The organism is Stenotrophomonas sp. 107298_Sma, from assembly GCF_056480345.1.
Window position 1 is genome coordinate 3,866,504 of the sequence record NZ_CM151094.1, and the last position, 21,396, is coordinate 3,887,899.

General features: G+C 67.1%; 14 protein-coding genes. 6 read left to right on the forward strand and 8 right to left on the reverse strand.

All coding sequences use genetic code 11. The features are described 5' to 3' along the window. Positions 1-139: 139 nt before the first annotated feature. Both ACZK2G_RS18010 and ACZK2G_RS18015 read right to left on the reverse strand, forming a co-directional pair. A complete protein-coding gene (locus tag ACZK2G_RS18010) occupies positions 140-3,301 on the reverse strand; it encodes an efflux RND transporter permease subunit (RefSeq protein WP_046985265.1) in 3,162 nt (1,053 codons plus the stop codon). A 3-nt stretch (positions 3,302-3,304) separates the two neighbouring features. After that, on the reverse strand, positions 3,305-4,444 hold the full coding sequence (locus ACZK2G_RS18015) for an efflux RND transporter periplasmic adaptor subunit (RefSeq protein WP_046985264.1): 1,140 nt from the start codon (positions 4,442-4,444) through the stop codon (positions 3,305-3,307). 123 nt (positions 4,445-4,567) lie between these two features. Between ACZK2G_RS18015 and ACZK2G_RS18020 the strand changes: the two genes are divergently transcribed. The 3 genes from ACZK2G_RS18020 (at position 4,568) to ACZK2G_RS18030 (ending at position 7,407) form a co-directional block, all read left to right on the forward strand. Next, complete coding sequence (locus tag ACZK2G_RS18020; protein ID WP_046985263.1) at positions 4,568-5,248, forward strand: TetR/AcrR family transcriptional regulator; 681 nt, start codon at positions 4,568-4,570, stop codon at positions 5,246-5,248. 136 nt (positions 5,249-5,384) lie between these two features. After that, positions 5,385-6,032, forward strand: coding sequence for a protein-L-isoaspartate O-methyltransferase family protein (locus tag ACZK2G_RS18025; protein ID WP_006390984.1), 648 nt, complete (start codon positions 5,385-5,387; stop codon positions 6,030-6,032). Between the two features lie 16 nt (positions 6,033-6,048). Beyond that, positions 6,049-7,407 (forward strand): TolC family outer membrane protein, encoded by a 1,359-nt coding sequence (locus ACZK2G_RS18030; RefSeq protein WP_046985261.1) that lies wholly within the window; start codon positions 6,049-6,051, stop codon positions 7,405-7,407. 99 nt (positions 7,408-7,506) lie between these two features. Here ACZK2G_RS18030 and ACZK2G_RS18035 read toward each other — a convergent pair whose 3' ends face one another. Both ACZK2G_RS18035 and waaA read right to left on the reverse strand, forming a co-directional pair. Then, the gene (locus tag ACZK2G_RS18035; protein ID WP_478474026.1) at positions 7,507-8,757 is read right to left on the reverse strand and encodes an amino acid transporter; all 1,251 of its coding nucleotides are present in this window, start codon (positions 8,755-8,757) and stop codon (positions 7,507-7,509) included. Positions 8,758-8,976: 219 nt separating this feature from the next. Next, positions 8,977-10,275, reverse strand: a complete 1,299-nt coding sequence (gene waaA, locus ACZK2G_RS18040; RefSeq protein WP_046985259.1) for a lipid IV(A) 3-deoxy-D-manno-octulosonic acid transferase — start codon at positions 10,273-10,275, stop codon at positions 8,977-8,979. Between the two features lie 59 nt (positions 10,276-10,334). Between waaA and ACZK2G_RS18045 the strand changes: the two genes are divergently transcribed. After that, on the forward strand, positions 10,335-11,252 hold the full coding sequence (locus tag ACZK2G_RS18045) for an LpxL/LpxP family Kdo(2)-lipid IV(A) lauroyl/palmitoleoyl acyltransferase (protein WP_136638942.1): 918 nt from the start codon (positions 10,335-10,337) through the stop codon (positions 11,250-11,252). 100 nt (positions 11,253-11,352) lie between these two features. On the opposite strand, the gene ACZK2G_RS18050 is transcribed toward ACZK2G_RS18045, so the two are convergent. The 3 genes from ACZK2G_RS18050 to ACZK2G_RS18060 are packed head-to-tail and all read right to left on the reverse strand — an operon-like array spanning position 11,353 to position 13,993. Beyond that, complete coding sequence (locus ACZK2G_RS18050; protein ID WP_046985257.1) at positions 11,353-12,684, reverse strand: O-antigen ligase family protein; 1,332 nt, start codon at positions 12,682-12,684, stop codon at positions 11,353-11,355. Next, the gene (locus ACZK2G_RS18055) at positions 12,665-13,780 is read right to left on the reverse strand and encodes a glycosyltransferase (protein WP_478474027.1); all 1,116 of its coding nucleotides are present in this window, start codon (positions 13,778-13,780) and stop codon (positions 12,665-12,667) included. Before ACZK2G_RS18055 ends, ACZK2G_RS18050 begins: the two co-directional genes overlap by 20 nt. A 15-nt stretch (positions 13,781-13,795) precedes the next feature. Further along, positions 13,796-13,993: a zinc-finger domain-containing protein gene (locus ACZK2G_RS18060; RefSeq protein WP_012512052.1), complete on the reverse strand. Its 198-nt coding sequence runs from the start codon at positions 13,991-13,993 to the stop codon at positions 13,796-13,798. A 421-nt stretch (positions 13,994-14,414) separates the two neighbouring features. Here ACZK2G_RS18060 and ACZK2G_RS18065 point away from each other — a divergent pair, with 421 nt between their 5' ends. Both ACZK2G_RS18065 and ACZK2G_RS18070 read left to right on the forward strand, forming a co-directional pair. Beyond that, positions 14,415-17,759, forward strand: coding sequence for a GH92 family glycosyl hydrolase (locus ACZK2G_RS18065; protein ID WP_478474029.1), 3,345 nt, complete (start codon positions 14,415-14,417; stop codon positions 17,757-17,759). Then, positions 17,756-18,496, forward strand: coding sequence for a basic secretory protein-like protein (locus ACZK2G_RS18070; protein ID WP_478474031.1), 741 nt, complete (start codon positions 17,756-17,758; stop codon positions 18,494-18,496). The genes ACZK2G_RS18065 and ACZK2G_RS18070 overlap by 4 nt, the downstream gene beginning before the upstream one ends. A gap of 495 nt (positions 18,497-18,991) precedes the next feature. Here the strand turns inward: ACZK2G_RS18070 and ACZK2G_RS18075 are convergent, their stop codons facing one another. Continuing rightward, positions 18,992-21,283, reverse strand: a complete 2,292-nt coding sequence (locus ACZK2G_RS18075) for an NADP-dependent malic enzyme (RefSeq protein WP_136638946.1) — start codon at positions 21,281-21,283, stop codon at positions 18,992-18,994. Positions 21,284-21,396 lie beyond the last annotated feature (113 nt).

Here is a 21,396-nt window from a genome sequence, read left to right on the forward strand (position 1 = left end):
CGCAGTGCCAACCAAGGTTGGCACCTACCAGGCCCACGGCGATAGATCCACGCCATGCGTGGATGTGCACATCGTGGATGGGGTCAGAGCCCTTTCCCAGCGGGAAAGGGATCCGACCCCGGCCGCAGAACCCGGGGCGTCACGCCCCGGATTCGTCCGGCTTGACCCGGAACCACGCCGCGTACAGCGCCGGCAGGAACACCAGGGTCAGCACCGTACCTACGATCAGGCCGCCCATGATCGAAATCGCCATCGAGCCATAGAACGCACTGCGCGAGAGCGGAATCATTGCCAGCACGGCCGCCAATGCAGTCAGCACGATCGGGCGGAAACGGCGCACCGTCGCATCGATGATCGAATGCCAGCGGTCATGCCCGGCGTCGATATCCTGCTGGATCTGGTCGATCAGGATCACCGAGTTGCGCATGATCATGCCGGCCAGCGCGATCGTGCCCAGCAGCGCCACGAAGCCGAACGGGGCGCGGAACAGCAGCAGGAACAACGTGGCACCAATGATGCCCAGCGGCGCGGTCACCAGCACCATCGCCGCGCGCGAGAAGCTGCGCAGCTGCAGCATCAGCAGCGTGGCCACCACGATCAGGAACAACGGCATGCCGGCCTTGATCGAATTCTGCCCACGTGCCGAATCTTCCACCGAGCCACCGGTTTCCAGCAGGTAGCCACTAGGCAGTTCGGCACGGATGCCGTCCAGCGTTGGCACGATCTGCTGCACCACGTCCAGCGCCTGCATGCCGTCGCTGATGTCGGCACGCACGGTCACCGTCGGCAGGCGGTTGCGATGCCAGATGATGCCGTCCTCGAAGGCGTATTCCAGGCGCGCGACCTGCGACAGCGTCACCGCCGTGCCGCTGCTGGTGGGCATCGCCAGGCTGCCGATCAGGTCCAGCTGCGCGCGCTCGTTGTCCGGGCCACGCAGCAGCATCTCGATCTGGCGGTTGCCTTCGCGGTAGGTGCTGACGCTCATGCCCGACAGCGAACTGCTGAGGAACTGGCTGACCTGCGCGCTGCTGACGCCCAGTGCACGTGCTCGGTCCTGGTCGATCACCAACCGCACCACTTTGCTCGGCTCGCTCCAGTCCAGATTGACGTTCATCACGTGCGGGTTCTCCCGTACCTTGGCCTCGACCTGGCGCGCGATCGCCTGCACCTGTGCGATGTGCTCGCCGGATACACGCATCTGCACCGGGTAGCCGACCGGCGGGCCGTTCTCAAGCCGGGTCACGCGCATCTGCACGTCCGGGAACTGCTTGATCACGTCCTTCAGCATCCAGTCGCGGGTCGCTTCGCGGGCCTTGGCGTCTTCGGTGAGCACCACGAACTGGGCGAAGTTGGTCGCCGGCAGCTGCTGGTCCAGCGGCAGGTAGAAGCGCGGCGAACCGGTGCCGACGTAGGCCACGTAGTTGCTGATGCCCTCGCGCTGCTTCAGCAGCTTTTCCAGCTTGCTGGCCTGCGCCTGGGTGGCGGCCAGCGATGCGCCTTCGGCCAGTTCGATGTCCACCATCAGTTCGGGCCGGGTGGAATCGGGGAAGAACTGCTGCGGCACGAAGCGGAACAGCATCAGCGAGCCGATGAACAGCGCGATGGTCGCACCGATCACCCACCAGCGATGGCGCAGGCAGGTATCCAGGAAAGCCCGGAAGCGGGTATAGAACGGCCGCTGGTACGGGTCATGGTCGTGCGCATGCTCCTTCGGAGCGATCCAGCGCGCGAGCGCCGGATGGCGGTCGGCCCACTGCAGGCGCTTGGCACGCCAGCGACCGGCCAGGCTGTCCGGCTTGGGCAGCTGCGGATTGAACAGGTCCGGCAGCATCTTGTCGCCCAGGTACGGGATGAACAGCACTGCGGCGATCCAGGACACCACCAGGGCGATGGTCACCACCTGGAACAGCGAACGGGTGTACTCGCCAGTGCTTGAGGCCGCCGTTGCAATGGGCAGGAAGCCGGCCGCGGTGATCAGCGTGCCGGTCAGCATCGGGAACGCGGTCGATTCCCAGGCAAAACTGGCCGCACGCAGGCGATCGTAGCCCTGCTCCATCTTGGTGGCCATCATCTCCACCGCGATGATCGCATCGTCCACCAGCAGGCCCAGCGCCAGCACCAGCGCGCCCAGCGAGATCTTGTGCAGTCCGATGTCGAAGTAGTGCATGACGAAGAAGGTCATCGCCAGCACCAGCGGAATGGTCACGCCCACCACCAGGCCGGTGCGCAGGCCCAGCGAGAAGAAGCTGACCAGCAGCACGATCACCACCGCTTCGGTCAGCACCTGCACGAACTCACCCACCGACTCTTCCACCGCGTGCGGCTGGTCGGACACCTTGCGCAGCTGCATGCCGGCCGGCAGGGTCTTCTGCAGCCGCTCGAACTCGGCATCCAGGGTGGCACCAAGTTTCAGGATGTCGCCGCCATCCTTCATCGCCACCGCCAGGCCGATCGCATCCTGGCCCATGAAGCGCATCTTCGGCGAGGCCGGATCGGCAAAGCCACGCTTCACCTCGGCGATGTCGCCCAGGTGCAAGGTCCGCTCGCCGGCCTGGATCGGGAACTTGCGGATGTCTTCGATCGAATCGAACTGGCCGGTCACGCGCAGCTGCACGCGATCGGTCGGGGTCTCGAAGAAGCTGGTGGCGGTCACCGCGTTCTGGTCGGCCAACGCCTGCTGCACCTGCTGCAGCGACACGCCCAGCGTGGCCAGCTTGGTGTTGGACAGTTCGATCCAGACCTTCTCGTCCTGCAGGCCGACCAGGTCGATCTTGCCGACGTCGGGCACGCGCTGCAGTTCCAGCTGGATGCGGTCGGCATAGTCGCGCATCACCGCGTAGTCGAAGCCTTCGCCGGTCAGCGCATAGATGTTGCCGAAGGTATCGCCGAACTCATCGTTGTAGAACGGCCCGACGATCTCGCGCGGCAGCGTCGCCTTGATGTCACCCACGCGCTTGCGCACCTGGTACCAGAGATCGGGAATCTGCTTGGAACGCAGGCTGTCGCGGGCCATGAAGATCACCTGCGATTCGCCCGGGCGGGAGTAAGAGCGGATGAACTCGTACTCGCCGGTGTTCATCAGCGCCTTCTCGATCGGCTCGGTTACCTGCCGCGAGACCTGCTCGGCGGTGGCGCCAGGCCACATTGTGCGCACCACCATCGCCTTGAAGGTGAAGGGTGGATCTTCAGACTGACCCAAGTGCTTGTAGGACCAGGCGCCGATGACGGCGAAGGCCAGCATCGCAAACAGCACCAGCGGGCGATTGCCCAACGCCCATTCGGAGAGATTGAAGCGGCGCACGGATCAGTGCCCCTTGCCTGCGGCCGGCGCAGCGGCCGGCGTGGCCGCCGGTGCCAGCACCGGACGATTCTGGCGGTCGACCGGCGTCACCACCTGGCCTTCGCGCAGCAGATGGCCGCCGGCAGCCACCACCCAGTCACCCGCGGCCACGCCGGACAGCACCGGCACCGCCTGCGCACCATAGGCACCGACCGTCACCGGGGTGGCCTTCAGCGCACCATTGGACGGATTGACCACCCACACGCTGGCCTTGCCATCACTGCCGCGCAGCACCGAGCCGAGCGGCAGCTGCAGGGTGCCATTGCGGCCAGCCGCGGCGAACACCCGCGCGCTCTGGCCCAGTTCGACTTCGCTCAAGGCTTCCGGCGCCAGGCTGACCCGCGTGGCATAGGTGCGCGCCTGCGCATCGGCGGCCGGCGCGATCTCGCGCAGGGTGCCCGGAAGCAGCTGGCCAGGGCGGTTCCACAGTTCCACCTGCACCGACTGACCGACCTTGTAGTCGCGGATGCTGCTTTCCGGCAGCGCGATCAGCACTTCGCGGCCACCATCTGCGGCCAGGGTGAACACCGTCTGCCCGGCACTGACCACCTGCCCGGCTTCGGCCTGGCGGTTGGCGATCACGCCGTCGGCCGGCGCGCGCAGCTGCGCGTACTCGGCCTGGTTGCGGGCCACCGCCAGGTTGGCGCGGGCGGCATTGGCCTGGCCCTGCGCGGCCTTGAACGCGGCGGTCTGCTGGTCCAGCGCCGAGCGGCTGACAAGTTGGTCCTCGGCCAGCTTGGCGTAGCGCTTCTGGTCATCGCGGGCGCGCACCAGGTCGGCTTCCGCCGCCGCCAGCTGCGCCTGCGAGGCGGCTGCCTGCGAGGCGTAGTCGGCCACGTCCAGCTCGGCCAGCAGCTGGCCCTTCTTCACGCGCTGCCCGGCGTCAACATGACGCTTGATCAGGTTGCCGCCGACCCGGAACGACAGCGGGCTCTCCTGGCGGGCGCGTACCTCGCCGGGGTAGGCCGCCGGCGCCTGTCCGTCCTGCGTGGTGGGATGCACCACCAGCACCGGAATGGCCGCCACCGGTTCGGCGGCCTGCCTGCCACAGGCTGCCACCACCACCGCCAGCACGCCAACACCCAACCAACGCATGTTCTTCATGAGGTACAAGACCTGAAAAGGGGATCCGGGGGAACGCGTCGGCAACATACTGTTGCGACACGGACATTAGTGAACCAGTCGGTATAGTATAAATATCGAACCGCTTGGTCTAGTATTGTCGTAATGAGTTCTCCCACTTCCCGCAAGCCGTCGGCCAAGCCCGCTGCCAAGGCCGCCGGACCCGGGCGTCCCAAGGACCTCGGCAAGCGCGCGGCGATCCTTGAAGCAGCCAAAGCACTGTTCATCGAACAGGGCTATACGGGTGTGAGCATGGACACCATCGCCGCTCAGGCCGGCGTCTCGAAGCTGACCGTGTACAGCCACTTCGGCGACAAGGAGACCCTGTTCTCCGAGGCAGTGCAGTCAAAATGCATTGAAATGCTGCCTGACGCGCTGTTCGTGGCCGACGCGGACGGCCCGCTGCGCGACCAGCTGATCGGTATCGGCCTGGCCTTCTTCGAGCTGATCACCTCCGATGCGGCGATCTCCATCCAGCGCATGATGATGGCGCCGGAAACCGATGAGCGCCTGCGCGAGCTGTTCTGGCAGGCCGGTCCGGAGCGCACCTGCGAGGCCCTGGCCGACTTCCTGCGCGCGCGCGGTGCGCGAGGCGAACTGGAGATCCCCGACTATTACCTGGCCGGCCAGCAGTTCCTGACCCTGGTCAAGGGCGAAGTGCACATGCATATGATGTGCGGCATGCCACTGTCACCGGTGGAATGCGACCCTCTCACCCACGTGACCGCCAGCATCGACTTCTTCCTGCGCGCCTACGCGCCAAGAGGGGCCGGGACGGCCGGATAACCAAAACTGAACGAACCGGAGGTCGCGATGACTTCCGGCACTGCGACCCCGGCTACCCGGCAGCTGATGCTCTGGGCGCGCCGCCGGCCTCCGGCACCGGTAAAATGGCCGGCCCACTGCGCTGGATTTGAACCTCATGACGATTGATTACGCCCACGCCCGCGAACTGATGGTGGAACAGCAGATCCGTCCCTGGGACGTGCTGGACATCAAGGTGCTCGACGTCCTGGCCCGCCTGCCGCGCGAGGCCTTCGTCGCCGACGCGCACCGGGCGCTGGCCTACGCCGATGTTGAACTGCCGATCGGCCATGGCCAGAAGATGATGAAGCCGGTCATCGAGGGCCGTACCCTGCAGGCACTGGACCTGCAGCCGGGTGACGAAGTGCTGGAAATCGGCACCGGCAGCGGTTTCCTGTCGGCCTGCATTGGCGCGCTGGCGCGCGACGTGCTGAGCCTGGAGATCGACCCGGAGCTGGCCGCCGCCGCACGCGCGCGCCTGGATGCTTCCGGCCTGGGCACCAACGTCCGCGTGGAAGTGGCCGACGCCCTGGCCTGGCAGACCGAACGCCGCTTTGACGTGATCTGTGTCACTGGTGCCGTCGACGTGGTGCCGTCACAGTTCGCATCGTGGCTGCGTCCGGGTGGTCGCCTGTTCGTGATCCATGGCCGTTCGCCGGCGATGGAGGCCCTGCTGGTCAAGGCCGACGGCAGCAGCGAGTCCCTGTTCGAGACCGATATCGATTACCTGCGCGGTGCCGCCCCGGCACCCCAGTTCCACCTCTGAGTCCAAGGAAGCCGCAATGATCCGCCGATCCCTCGCTGTTGCGCTGGCCACTGCCCTGCTGCCGTTGTCCGCCCATGCCGCCGACCTGCTGCAGGTCTATGAAATGGCGCGCAATGGTGACCCGCAGCTGTCCGCCGCCGAATCCACCCGGCTGTACGACAAGGAAGGCGCCGTGCAGGCGCGTGCTGCCCTGCTGCCGCAGATCGACGGCACGGCCACACTGAACCGCTCGCGCAGCGAAGCCGACCATGACGCCAACTCCGGCACGGTCACCAGCAAGCGCCGCAACTACACGATCAACGGCAGCCAGACGCTATTCAACTGGACCCAGATCAACAACCTGCGTTCGCAGCGCGAACTGAGCAAGGCAGCGGACTTCACCCTCGATTCGGCCAACGACAGCCTGATCGTGCGCACCTCGGCGGCCTACTTCAACGTGCTGGTGGCGATCGAATCTCTGAACGCCGCACAGACCAATGAAGCGGCCGCGAAGAAGCAGTTCGACTTCGCCGACAAGCGCCTCGAAGTGGGCCTGGCGCCGATCACCGACGTGCACGAAGCACGCGCCCAGTACGACCAGGCGCGCGCCAACACCATCGTTGCGCAGAACACCCTGGCCGATAACTATCAGGCGCTGACCGAACTGACCGGCCAGCCGGTGGTCAACCTGCGGGGCCTGCCGGCGGACTTCCGTCCGGAAGTGCCGGCCAACCGCGGCAACATCGACGAGCTGGTGCACCAGGCCAGCACCCAGAATCCGGCGCTGAAGGCGCAGGAACTCAAGGTAAGCGCCGCCGAAGCCGGCGTGCAGGCCGCCCGTGGTGGTCACTACCCCACCCTGTCGCTGGGCGGCAGCTGGGGCAAGAGCGCGACCTGGGGTGACAGCACCGGCGCCGGTTCGCTGTCGCCGGACGCTCGTACCAACAGCATCGGGCTGACCCTGAGCGTGCCGATCTTCTCCGGCGGTGCCACCCAGTCCGGCGTGCGTCAGGCGTTGGCCCAGCGTGACATCGCCCAGGACGGCTACGAGCAGCAGAAGCGTGCCCTGGACCGCAACACCCGCAATGCCTACCAGACCCTGGTGCAGGGCATCAGCGAAGTGGAAGCCCGCCGCCTGGCGGTGGTTTCGGCGCAGAGCGCGTACGACGCGTCGCAGGTCGGCCTGGAAGTCGGTACCCGTACCGTGCTGGACGTGATCCAGAACCAGCGCATCCTGTTCTCGGCGCAGCTGGACTATGCACAGGCCCGTTACACCTTCCTGCAGAACCGCTTGCTGCTGAGCCAGTCGCTGGGCGCGCTGGACGTGGCCGAGCTGCAGGACGTCAACCGCCTGCTGACCCAGGACGCGGGCAACCCGGCAACGACCACGAACTGAGTCGTCGCCCTGCCGGCAACGAAGAAGCCACCCGCGAGGGTGGCTTTTTTGTGGACGCCGCATGCACACGCATCCACGCATGACGCGGAACTACCGGCATCAGCCGGGCCATGCGCGCAGCTGCAGCACCGCCGACAACAGGCATAGTGCCGCCGCCAAGGGCGCCAGCACCGGCATCGTCGCCGACCATCGCGAGCCGCGCGACACCTCGATGCGGTGCCGCGTGCGCAACGCTCCCAGGCACAGCGCTGCCGTCACCAGCAAGGCCACCGGGCCAGGCAGCACCGGCAGCCACCCGATCGGCACCCATAGCGCCAGCAAGGCCGAGAGCAGAACGACGACCACGGTCGCCAGCGTTTTCCTGGGCCCGCGTTCCTCTTCCCATGCCACTGACCACATCCCCATTGCCAGATGTGCGGCCAGCAACACCAGCACCAGTAGCAGCGCCGCCAATCCGGTCATGCCGGCGAAAGGCAGCAGCGGCAGCAGCCACTGCAGTTCCGGATGGCCTTGCAGTGCCACCGACAACGGACGCGTGCTGTCCAGTGCCGGGAACGCGACCAGCCCAGCCTGCAGCGCGGCCAGCAGCATCAACAGCAGCATGGCCAGCAGCACCATCACCGCCAGCACCCTGGACTGCTGCGATACCGTTCGAAGGCGCAGGCCGGGAAAGCCCAGCGCCAGCCCGACGCTGGCAAACACGCCCAGCAACGACACGCTCGCGGCAAGCACGCCACCCAGCCCGAAGTGATAGGGCGCGGTTGCCTCTGGCAACCAGGGAATCCAATAAGCGTAGTGCACATGCCGCGCCGCCAGCGCCAGCAGCAGCACACCAATACCGATCTTCACCGTCAGCAGCGCGCAGACCAGCAGTGCTGCACGCCGCGGCGGCAACACCGCGAACATTCCCAACGACAGCGCACCGGCAGCCGCCAGCAACGGGCCCGGCAGCCAGCTGTCCGTGCTGATGCCTCGGCTGGCCAGCACCGCATGTAGATGCAGGGCGGCGGACTGCGCGACGCCTGCGGCCGTCGCCACCAGCTCCAGCAGCAATACGGCGCCCAGCAGGCCGGCGAGGCCCCTGCCCCAACTTGCAACCAGCAGCCCGTGCAGGCCATCCGCGCCTGGCCGTTGCTGGCGCACTACCTGCAGGCAACACAGCACAAGTCCGGCAGCCAATGCGGCCAGAAGCAGACTGAGCACGATCGCTGGACCGGTCTGGGCAGCGGTGTACTGGCCGACCCGCGCCACCACGTTTCCTCCCAGCAGCAGCGTCAACGCAACCACCGCCAGATGTTCCTTCCCGGGATGCAGTCCGCCGACGCCATCCCTGCTGCTGCCGCCATCCATCGCAAGTCCTCTTGATATCCGCCCAGATGCGGGCGACCGCAGGCTGGCAGCCCGCGCCAAGGGGCGGTATCAGATTCCGTGCGGTCTATGCCGCGATGTGATCGCACGCACGCTGTCTTCTACACAACCGGTCCGGCGGCGACAGGAATCCAACCGCTAAGCAGAATTGATGCAGGCGTTCACGACAGCCCGGCTGCGGGCAGAGAAACTGCCCCTTGCCTATCGGCGAGGCGGCGGCAGGTGCGGCGCAACCAGCTCCAGCGTGCGCTGCAACGCGCCGCGACCATTGCTGACCAACGTGCACCCGGCACGCGCCATCTCTTCGCGCGCCTGCACGCTGTCGAGCAGATGCTGCAGCAGATCGCCAACCGCCTGCACATCCTCGCCGATCAGCAATGCACCGGCCTCACGCATGCGTCGCGAGATCTCGGCGAAGTTATGCAGGTGCGGACCGGTCACCGTCGCCGTACCCATCGCTGCCGGTTCCAACAGGTTGTGGCCGCCGATCGGCTGCAGGCTGCCACCGACGAACGCAACCTGTGCGCAGGCGTAGAACGGCATCAGCTCGCCCAGGGTATCGATGACGAACACATCGGTATCGGCCTCGGGCCACTGCTTCGCGCGACGGGTCGCCACGTTCCAGCCCTGTTCGCGGGCCAGGGCTTCCACTTTGGGGAAACGCTCGGGGTGACGCGGCGCCCACAACAGCAGCAGGCCGGGGTGCTGCTGGCGCAGGCGTCGATGCAGATCGACCACCGCTTGTTCTTCGCCGTCATGGGTACTGGCCGCGATCCACACCGGGCGCCCGGCCGGCACGCGTGCATGGAACTGTTCGACAAAGCCCTGTACCTCCGGCGTGGCGATATCGAACTTCAGATTGCCCAGCGCCTGCACCTGTTCCGGCACGGCGCCCAGCTGCACGAAGCGCTCGGCATCATCCTGCGACTGTGCGGCAACGCAGGTGACGGTGCGCAGCGCGCGGCGGATCAGTGCGGCCAGCAAACGGTAGCCTCGCAACGAACGCGCCGACAGGCGGGCATTGAGGATATAGACCGGGATGCGGCGGTCGCGGCAGCCGAACAGCATGTTCGGCCACAGTTCGGTTTCCAGGATCAGCGCCAGGCTGGGCTGGAAATGGCCAAGAAAGCGGTTGACGCTGCCCGGCACGTCGTACGGCAGGTAGACATGGTCCAGCGCATCGCCCCACAGCGCGCGCACGCGCTCCGAGCCTGTCGGAGTGATGGTGGTGATGACCCAGCGGATGTCCGGGCGCTGCTGGCGCAGGGCGTTCACCAACGGGGCGGCGGCGTTGACCTCACCCACCGACACCGCGTGCAGCCAAACCCGCGGCTGTCCGCTGGGCTGCGGGTAGGACGCGTAGCGTTCGTCCCAGCGCCGGAAGTATTCACGGACCCGGAAACCCCGCCAGACCAGGTGGTACACCGTGATCGGCAGCAGGATGTAGAGCACGGCTGAATACAGGCCGCGCAGGATCCATTCGACAGGGTCTTTACGCATGCGGCAAGGATACGGGAGCCCCCCGGGAAAGACACGCGGCCGGGTTGGTAGAATGGGGAATGTCCGATGCCTCCACCGCCGTCCGCCCGTCGCTGCGCGATCCCCGCAACTGGCCGATGTTCGCCGTCATGTTCGGCGCTTTCGCCATCGCCCGCCTGCCGTGGATGCTGCAGCGTGCGCTGGGCCGTGGCGTCGGCTGGATCAGCTGGCGCCTGCTTGGCAGCCGTCGCCGCGCCGCCGAGGTCAACCTGCAGCTGTGCTTCCCCGAGAGGGACGAAGCCTGGCGCCAGCGCCTGGTCCGCGACAGCTTCGATGCACTGGGCGTGGGCGTGTTCGAGTGCATCCGCGCCTGGTGGGGCAGCATCGACCGCATCCGCCCGCAGGTGCAGATCGAGGGTCTGGAACATCTGCGGCAGATGCAGGCCGAGGGTCGCGGCGTACTGCTGGTCTCCGGCCACTTCATGACCCTGGAGATGTGTGGCCGCCTGCTGTGCGACTACGTTGACCTGTCGGGCATGTACCGCAAGCACAAGAACCCGGTGTACGAGTGGGCGGTGAAGTTCGGCCGCCTGCGCTACGCCAAGGCGATGTACGCCAACGAAGACATCCGTGCCACGGTGCGCCACCTGAAGAAGGGCGGCTTCCTCTGGTACGCGCCGGACCAGGACATGCGCGGCAAGGACACCGTGTTCGTGCCGTTCTTCGGCCACACCGCGTCGACCATCACTGCCACCCACCAGCTGGCACGGATGACCGGCTGTGCGGTGATCCCGTACTTCCACCGCCGCGAAGGCGGGAAGTATTTCCTGAAGATCGGCGCGCCGCTGGAGAATTTCCCCAGCGAAGACGTGGAAGCCGATACCACGCGGGTCAACCAGGCCATCGAAGCGATGGTGCGCGAGGCGCCCGACCAGTACCTGTGGATCCACCGCCGTTTCAAGCGCCAGCCCGGTGGGCGGAGCGATTTCTACAAATAACCGGATGCGGTGGAATGGCCGGCGTGCTCATGGTAGTCGCCAACCTTGGTTGACACCGATGAACCGAGTCCGGTCCCGAGGAGCCAACCAAGGTTGGCAACTACTGGCTCGGCGGAGATTCATCCGATTCGCGTGCCAGCAGGCTGCCGGCGAACAATGCGGCCAGCAGCACCGTCAGGCCACCCCAGAACGCGGAATAGAACGCGAGGTGGGTGTTGAGCGGAAACACCGTGACCGCCAGCGCCAGCATTGCCGGGCGCGCTCGCTCGCGGGCGGCGGCGGGCGCGAAACGCCACGCACGCCAGGCCTGGGCGACCGCGGCCAACCACAGTAGCAGGCCGAGCACGCCGGTTTCAGCAAGGATTTCCAGCACGATCTGGTGTGCATGCAAGGCCGGAGCATTGCCCCACACCGCAGGGCCCTCCTCAGCCACGCAGTCCGGATAGGCATCGCGGAAGCCACGTGCGCCAACGCCATTGACCGGATGCGCCTCGATCATGCATGCAGCGGCTTCCCATATCCGGGCGCGACCCGACAGCGCTTCATCAACGCCTTGTCCGCCATCGTCCCAGGCCATCGCTGTGCGTGCCATGCGATCGCGCAGCTGCGGCACGCTGGCGGCCAGCGCTCCTGCTCCGAGAACAGCGACCAGGGCCAGCACCGCCAACCGCTTCCAACCGAACTGGCGCACGCCGCTGTAGGCCAGCACCAGCGCGAAAGTGATCCATGACGCGCGCGAGCCGGCCAGCAGCAGCACGCAGCCCAGTGCCACCGCTGCCAGCACCCAGCCCAGGTTGCCGAAGCGGCGCGCCACTGGCAGCAGCAGGAACGGCGACAGGCTGGCCAGCACCTGCCCGAACTTCAGGTTGCACGGACCCAGTGCGCCACTGAGGCGGTCGGCCAGCGCGGCCTCGTCGGCCGGGCACAGTGCATGGCCGCTCACGGCCAGCTTCAGGTGTTCCAGCGACCAGAACCACGGGCTGGTACCGGCGGCGGCCTGCACCAGCGCATCCAGCGTCCAGGCAGCGGTGATCAGCGCCAGCCCGCCGAAGGTCAGCCGCCGCCGTTCCGGCGTGGCCACAGCAATTGCCACCAGCCACATGAAGGGCAGATAGCGCAGGCCGGCGGCGGCCTTGGTCCACGACGCCGCCGGATCGATGGCATCGAACGCGGAGAACGCCTGCGGCAGCCAATAGCCGAGGAACAGGATCGAGGTCAGCGCCCACGCCGCCGTGCTCAACAGGTGCGGGCGGCGCTGCAGCCGACGCATGACCATGCGCGCGGCAGCATACAACGCGCCAAGTCCGAGCACGGTTTCGGCGATGCCCGGCAACGGCCACATCGCCACGTACGCCAGCACCCACCAGGGCGCCCAGCGCCCGGCGCGGTCGTCGCGCACGATGACGGCAGGATCAGCCGGCGAGGTCGGCATAGAGGCGGAGGGTATCGCGCTGCATGGCCTGCAGGGTAAACGGGATGCGGGTCGGCAAGGACGGCGGCTGCGCCAGCAGGGCCAGCGCGCGTTCACCCAGTGCGCGCGCATCACCAAGCGGCACCGCGCCGCTGGGCTGCAGCTGACGCAGTAGTTCGCCGACGCCGCCATGGTCCCAGCCCAGTACCGGGCGACCGACCGACAACGCCTCGACCACGGTGCGGCCGAACGCTTCGGGCTTGTCCGACAGCTGCAGCACCAGGTCGCTGGCGGCATAGGCCTGGGCGATGCGCGCGGTCGGCGTGCTGATCTGCACCGCATCGGCGATCCCCAGCGCCACCGCCTGCCTGCGCAGATCAGCAACGTAGGCTTCGCGGCCGGGTTCATCAGTGCCCAGCATCCACAGCTGTGCCGGCACACCGGTGGCGCGCACGTCAGCCAGCAGCTGCAGCGCGTGTGCGTGGCCCTTCAGGCGGGTACCCCGCCCTGGCAGCAGCAGCAGCGGCCCTTCAACCTGCGTCAGCCACGGGTAATCCGCGGCCAGCGCCAGCCGCAGACGGCGATCGGCACGCGCCACGCGCGGGAACTGGCCGACATCGACGCCGCGCGGAATCACCTTCAGCCTCGCTTCGGGAACCGTCGGATAGTGCCGCTGCACATAGTCGCGCACGGTGTTGGACACGCAGATCACGCGTTCTCCGCTGGCCATCACCGCGCTGTAGCGACTGGGCGAATTCAGGCCGTGCACGGTAGTCACCCAATGTGGGCGCTGTGCGGCGGGCATCGCACGGATCGCGTACAGACCCAGCCAGGCCGGCAGCCGCGAACGGGCATGCACGATATCCGCCCCGACCTCGGTGAACAGGCGACGCAGGGTCGGCAGGTGACGCAGGGTCAGCAGCGACTTGCGGCCGATATCGAGGGTGAGGTGCTCGGCACCACTATCGAGCAACGGCTGTACCAGGCGACCGCCAGCGGACACCACCAGCGCGCGATGGCCGGCAGCCACCAGCGCCGCTGCAATTTCAAGGGTCGAGCGCTCGACACCGCCGGAGTGCAGCGCCGGCAGCAACTGCACCACGGTCAATCGGCGCATCGATCGAAGGCCTGCTTAGTCGGCCAGCACGAACACGGAGCCGCAGTACGCGCACTTCGCTTCGCCGTTGGGCTCGTCTTCAATCGGCAGGTACACGCGCGGATGCGAGTTCCACAGCGCCATTTCCGGCGTCGGGCAGCTCAGCGGAAGATCGCTGCGGTGCACGGTGTAGCGCTTTTCGGCGTTGGCGGGCGCGGTGGCGGTATGGCTCATGGCGGATGTCGATGAACGGGTTGCGAGGCCTGCGATTCTAGCATCCGGGCTGCCCCGACATTGCGCCGCAACAGGTCTTTGCGCACGCCGCGGTCATTCCATGCGTCTTTGCGCTGGGCATCGAAGGGCGCCGCCCCAGGGATTTCGCCGATCGATCCGCCTGGTTGGCACTGGAAATCGTCCGACAGCGATATTTTCCGCATTTGGATCGAACTAAATGGCACTTGTCAGGCCGCGATGGCTGTTGCAGGATCGGGCCAGGTCGTAACCCGACCTGCCCAATCCGACCCGATCGCATGGCCCGCCCCCACCGGACCGGCATCGCCTCTACCACTGCCAGCCTGGCGGACGGAGCGATGCTGCCCGTGGTGTCCGCCGATGCGGGTTCTGCCTGCCGCCCGCCCCTCCGGGAGACCCTTGCATGACCCTGTCCGATCCGCGCCGCGCCCTGCTTCCGCTCGCCCTGGCCCTGGCCTGTGCGACCACTGCGATGCCGGCACTGGCACAGGGGCTGCAGACCTCCTTCGAACCCGGCGAACCGGCGCCAGTGCAGGCAGCAGGTGCGCCGCAGGTGACGATCGGCAACGGCCCCGCCGCGCCCTACACCGCCAAGCGCAACGCCGGCTACAGCGGCCTGCATGCACTGCGCTACAGCAGCGAAGGCGGTAGCGCGCGGCGCGAGCTGTTCAAGGCGGACATGACCATCGAGGCCGATACCACCCTGTCGTGGCTGGTACTGCCGGAGATCGTCGGCAAGGACACCGTGGCCTCGACCTATGTGTCGCTGGACCTGCTGCTGGACGACGGCAGCCGCGTTTCCGCCAGCGCCGCGCGTGACCAGCATGGCGTGGCCATCGGTGCGCGCGCGCAGGGCGATTCGAAGACGCTGTATCCGCAGCAGTGGGCGCGCAAGGCGGTGCGGCTGGGCGACGTGGCCACGCTGAAGGGCCGCCGCGTGGTGGCGATCGAACTGGAAGTAGCCAGTGCCGACGGTGCACCGGTCTCCGGCTGGATCGACGATGTGCGCCTCGACGCGCAGCCACGCCAGCAACCGCAGCGCGTCTCCGACTGGGTGCTGACCACCCGTGGCACCCAGGCCAACGGCACATTCTCGCGCGGCAACAATTTCCCGGCCACCGCTGTGCCGCACGGGTTCAACTTCTGGACCCCGGTGACCGATGCCGGTGCGCTTAACTGGCTGTACCGCTGGAACGAGCAGAACGACGCGCAGAACCGGCCGCAGCTGCAGGCGCTTGCGTTGAGCCACCAGCCCAGCCCGTGGATGGGCGACCGCCAGACCTTCCAGGTGATGCCCTCGGCCAGCCGTGGTGTGCCGGAGGCAGACCGCCGCAAGCGCGCACTGTCGTTCGACCGCGCTCATGAAAGTGCACGCCCGTACCGCTACGACGTGCGCTTCGACAATGGCATCGCGGCCTCGATCGCACCGACCGACCATGCCGCATTGTTCCGCTTCGACTTCCCCGCAGACGGCAATGCCAACCTGCTGTTCGACAATGTCGATGCACGTGGCGGCCTGACCCTGGACGCTGCGACGCAGACGCTGTCCGGCTACACCGATACACGCAGCGGCCTGTCCAACGGCGCCAGCCGCATGTACGTGGTAGCGAGCTTCGACAAGCCCTGGCGCAGCAGCGGCCGTCTCGCTACCGGCCGCCCCACGGGCTACATCACGTTCGACACCGGTAGCGAGCGTCGGGTGACCATGCGCATCGCCACCTCGTTGATGTCGGTGGAACAGGCGCGGCACAACCTCGCGCTGGAAATCGCCACAACCGACACGCTGGAAAGCGTGGCCGGGCGCGCCCAGGACGCATGGGACGCACGCCTGGCCCGCTTCGATATCGGCGATGCCAGCGACGACCAGAAGACCACGCTGTATTCCAGCCTGTACCGGCTCTACCTGTACCCCAACTCCGGCCACGAGAACGTGGGCAGCGCGGCGGCGCCGGACTGGCGCTACGCCAACCAGGCCAGCGCCAGCGACGACAATACCGACGGCAGCGCGACCCGCAGCTTTGCCGCCGTGCGCGATGGCAAGGTGTTCGTCAACAACGGCTTCTGGGACACCTTCCGCACCACCTGGCCGGCCTATGCGCTGTTTACTCCGGAGGATGCCGGGCAGCTGGTGCAGGGTTTCATCGAGCAGTACCGTGCCGGCGGCTGGATCGCACGCTGGTCGTCGCCGGGCTACGCCGACCTGATGGTCGGCACCAGCTCCGATGTGGCCTTCGCCGATGCATGGCTGAAGGGCATCGGTGGCTTTGACCCGGCCGAGGCCTACGCCGCCGCGCTGAAGAACGCGACGGTGGTACCGCCGGACCGTCATGTCGGGCGCAAGGGCATGGAGCGCTCGACCTTCCGTGGCTACGCCAGCGCCGACGTGCACGAAGGCATGTCGTGGACGATGGAAGGTGCCCTCAACGATTTCGGCATCGCCAACATGGCCGAGACGCTGGCCAAGCGCGCGACCACGCCCGTCGCACGCGAGCGCTACGGCACCGAGGCCGACTACTTCCGTCATCGCGCCGCCAGCTACGCGACGATGTTCGACCCGGCCGTGGGCTTCTTCCAGGGCCGCAGGGCCGATGGCCGCTGGCGGGTGGACCCCAAGCACTACGACCCGCGGGTGTGGGGCCACGATTACACCGAATCCAATGGCTGGACGTTCGCCTTCACCGCCGCGCACGATGGCGAAGGCCTGGCGGCGCTGTACGGTGGCCGCGACAGGCTGGCCGCCAAGCTCGATGCGTTCTTCGCCACCCCGGAAACCGCCGATCCGGCACTGGCCGGCTCCTACGGTGGCACCATCCACGAGATGACCGAAGCGCGCGACGTGCGCATGGGCATGTACGCGCACAGCAACCAGCCGGCGCACCACATTCCATGGATGTACCTGTATGCCGGGCAGCCGTGGAAGACCCAGCAGCATGTGCGCGAGATCCTGTCGCGGCTGTATGTCGGCAGCGAGATCGGTCAGGGCTATCCGGGAGACGAGGACAACGGCGAGACTTCGGCATGGTATGTGCTGGCCTCGCTGGGCCTGTACCCGCTGCGCATGGGCGCGCCGGAGTACGTGATCGGCTCGCCTGCATTCCAGCACGCACGGGTGGAGCTGCAGGGCGGCGCGGTGCTGACCGTGAACGCGGCCAACAACTCGCGCGAGAACGTCTATGTGCAGTCGCTGAAGATCAACGGCACGCCGTGGACGAAGACCTGGGTGCCGCACGACGTGATCGCCAAGGGTGCGACGCTGGACTTCGTGATGGGACCACAGCCGTCGCGCTGGGGCAGCGGCGTGGATGACGTGCCGCGCTCGCTGACCGCACGCGGCCAGCGCCCGCAGCTGCTGCACGACCTGCTCGGCAGCGGCGCCAAGGCGACGTTGGCCGATGGCCGTGCCCTGCCCGCGCTGGTTGATGACGATGCCACCACCACGGTGGGCCTGGGCGGTGGCGCAACCATCGCGCTGACCGGCCTGACCGACGGCACCCCGACGATGTACACGTTGACCAGTGGCGACGGCAGCATCCGTGGCGGCGAATGGGCGCTGGAGGCACGCAACGGCAATGGCAGCTGGGCCGTGCTGGACCAGCGCAGCGGCGAAGACTTCGAATCCGCCCGCCAGACCCGTCCGTTCCGCATCGCCAAGCCTGGCCGCTACAGCGAGTACCGCCTGCGCCTGCTGGCACCGGGCCGACTGCCGCTGGCAGAGATCGAACTGTTGGCAGCCAGCACCGTACAATGAGCCCTATGCGCTACCGTCTGCTGCCCCTGGCCCTTGTTGCCCTGTCCTTCTCCAGCTTCGGCCAGACCCAGGCGTTCGATACGCAGCTGACCCGCGATGGCGTGACGCTGAACTACCAGGACGCCCGTGGCGCCCTGGCCGCGCCGCAGCGCAAGCGCCTGATCGACACGTTCTACTTCGCCTACCTGCGTGAGCGCGCGGACTTCCGTCCGGCGGCGCCATCGATTGTCCGCATCGTGATCGATCCTGCCTACACCGGCATCGCCTTCGTCGGCGACAAGGACCAGGCGGCGACCATCACCATCAATCCGGGCTGGCTGGCACAGCATCCCAACGACATTGACCTGGTCACCCACGAAGCGATGCACATCGTGCAGGGCTATCCCGGCTACGGTGATGCGCGGGTGCCGGGCTGGCTGGTGGAAGGCATTGCCGACTATGCGCGTGATCGCTACGGCATGGACAACGCGGCCGCCGGCTGGACGCTGCCCGGCAAGGTCGAAAAGGGGCAAAACTTCGACAGCGGCTACCGGGTCACCGGCGCCTTCCTGAAGTGGGCCGAGGCCGAGCATCCGGGCCTGGTGCTGGCGCTGGACAAAGCCCTGCGCGATGGCCGCTACACGCCTGCGCTGTGGCAGAAGCAGACCGGCAAGCTGTTGCCGGCACTATGGGCGCAGTACGCCAAGCCGCGCTCGGATGCGCCGCCGCCGCCGCCAACACGCCGCGGCAAGCGCTGACGGATAGCGCCGGGCCATGCCCGGCGGAATGCAGAGCGCCGCGCTGCGCGCTCGCCAGGCATGGCCCGGCGCTACCCGATCTCACAACCCTCGTGGTCGCTACATCGTGGCCGGCCAACGCCTCAGCGCGACTGCACGAAGCCGGCGTACAGCGCGAACAGCTGCCGGAAATAACGACGCGTCACTCGATTGCGCATGGCACCCTCGCCAATGGAAAGTTGGTCGGGCCCAGGGCAGGAAGGCCGGTCCGGTCCCTTCCCGCGGCCGGGCCACGTGGGCGTATTGGACCGTAGTGGCGTTGCAGGGTAATGACCGGGTTGCGTAGCGCGTGTGGCACAGGCCGGCGGGCGGTAGAGCCGGCCGCTGGCCGGCTGTCGTCGTACCTGGACTTCATTGGGGTTGCCGGCCAGCGGCCGGCACTACCCGTTTCCGCTTTGCGGAAACAGAAACGCGCCCCGGGGGGGGCGCTTCTGCAGCCGGAATCGGAAAGAAGGCTTACGCCTTCTTTTCCGCTTCCAGCTGCTTGCGGATCTGCGCATCGACCGCGGCAATCGCGGTCATGTTCAGGATCCGGCGCGAGGTCGCGCTGGTGGTCAGGATGTGCACCGGCTTGTTCACGCCCATCAGGATCGGGCCGATCGCCACGCCGTCGGTGAACACGCGCACCAGGTTGTAGGCGATGTTGGCCGCTTCCAGGTTCGGCAACACGAACAGGTTGGCACGGCCCTGCAGGGTCGAACCCGGCAGCAGTTTCTGGCGCAGCGCTTCATCCCATGCGGTGTCGCCCTGCATCTCGCCATCCACGTTCAGACGCGGGTTGCGCTTGAGCAGCAGCTCGCGCACCTGGCGCATCTTCAGCGCATCCTTCGAGTCGTGGCTGCCGAAGTTGGAGTGCGACAGCAGCGCCACCTTCGGTTCCACGCCGAACAGCTTCATGCGGTAGGCGGCCTGCAGGGTCGCTTCGCACAGCTGCTCGGCAGTCGGGTCTTCCTGCACGTGCGTATCGACGAAGAAGAACACGCCCTGCTGGTTGATCACGCCGGTCATCGCCGAGGTCGAGGTGACCTTCGGCTCCAGCGGCAGCACGCTGCGCACGTAACCCAGCTTCTTGTGGAAACGGCCGACGATGCCGGTCAGCATCGCGTCGGCCTCACCACGGGCCACCATCACCGCCGCGATCAGGGTCGGACGCGAACGCATCAGGTTCTTCGCCGCGGCCACGGTCACGCCACGACGGCCGGTCAGGCCGTGGTAGTACTGCCAGTACTCGTTGAAGCGCGGGTCGTCATTGATGTTGGTGACTTCAATGTTCTCGCCGATCTTCAAGCGCAGGCCCAGACGCTCGATGCGCGACTCGATCACTTCCGGGCGACCGATCAGGATCGGATGCGCCAGGCCGTCATCGACCACGTTCTGCACCGCCTGCAGCACCACCTCCTCTTCGCCTTCGGCGTAGACCACGCGCTGCTTGTCACTGCGTGCGCGGTCGTAGACCGGCTTCATCATCAGGCTGGTGCGGTAGACGAACTGGGCCAGCTTGTCGCGGTAGGCGCCCATGTCGGCGATCGGACGGGCGGCCACGCCCGAATCCATCGCAGCCTGGGCCACCGCAGCCGACAGCTCCACCAGCAGGCGGCGGTCGAACGGGCGCGGAATCAGGTATTCGCGGCCGAAGCTCGGGGTCTCGCCGCCATAGGCCGAACCCATGTCGGTGGCCGCACGACGCGCCAGCGCGGCGATCGCGCGCACGCAGGCGATCTTCATTTCCTCGTTGATCGCGGTCGCGCCCACGTCCAGCGCACCACGGAACAGGTACGGGAAGCACAGCACGTTGTTGACCTGGTTCGGGTAGTCCGAACGGCCGGTACCGATGATCGCGTCCGGGCGCGCCGCGCGCGCCAGTTCCGGCATGATTTCCGGGGTCGGGTTGGCCAGCGCGAAGATCACCGGATCCGGCGCCATCGTCTTGACCATGTCGGCGGTCAGGATGCCCGGCGCCGACAGGCCCAGGAAGATGTCCGCACCGGCGACGATCTCGGCCAGGGTGCGCTTGTCGGTGTCGCGCGCATAACGCTGCTTTTCCGGGTCCAGATCGGTACGGCCGGTGTGGATCACGCCCTCGCGGTCGAAGGCCAGGATGTTTTCCGGCTTCAGGCCCAGCTGTACCAGCATGTTCACACAGGAAATGCCGGCCGCGCCCATGCCCGTGGTCGCCAGCTTCACTTCCTCGATCTTCTTGCCGGTGATCGCCATGGCGTTGAGCACCGCCGCACCGACGATGATCGCCGTGCCGTGCTGGTCGTCATGGAACACCGGGATCTTCATGCGCTCGCGCAGCTTGCGCTCGACGATGAAGCACTCCGGTGCCTTGATGTCTTCCAGGTTGATGCCGCCGAAGGTCGGTTCCAGCGAGGCGATGATGTCGACCAGCTTGTCCGGGTCGGTTTCATCCACTTCGATGTCGAACACATCGATGCCGGCGAACTTCTGGAACAGCACGCCCTTGCCTTCCATCACCGGCTTGCCGGCCAGTGCGCCGATGTTGCCCAGGCCCAGCACCGCGGTGCCGTTGGAGATCACCGCCACCAGGTTGCCGCGCGCGGTCAGCTCGCTGGCCTGCTGCGGGTCGGCCTTGATCGCTTCACAGGCATATGCCACGCCCGGCGAATACGCCAGCGACAGGTCGCGCTGGGTCAGCATGGGCTTGGTAGCGGAAACCTTGATCTTGCCCGGCGGGGACATCCGGTGGTAATCGAGGGCGGCCTGTTTGAAATCTTCGTTGGACATCGATGTGGGTTACATGAATGGGCAGAAGGGACAGGGGATCATACCCCCGTTGGAGCGCTCGGACCTGTCGCTACCCTGTCGCAGTCATGCTGCGACCGCACAATTCCGGGGCG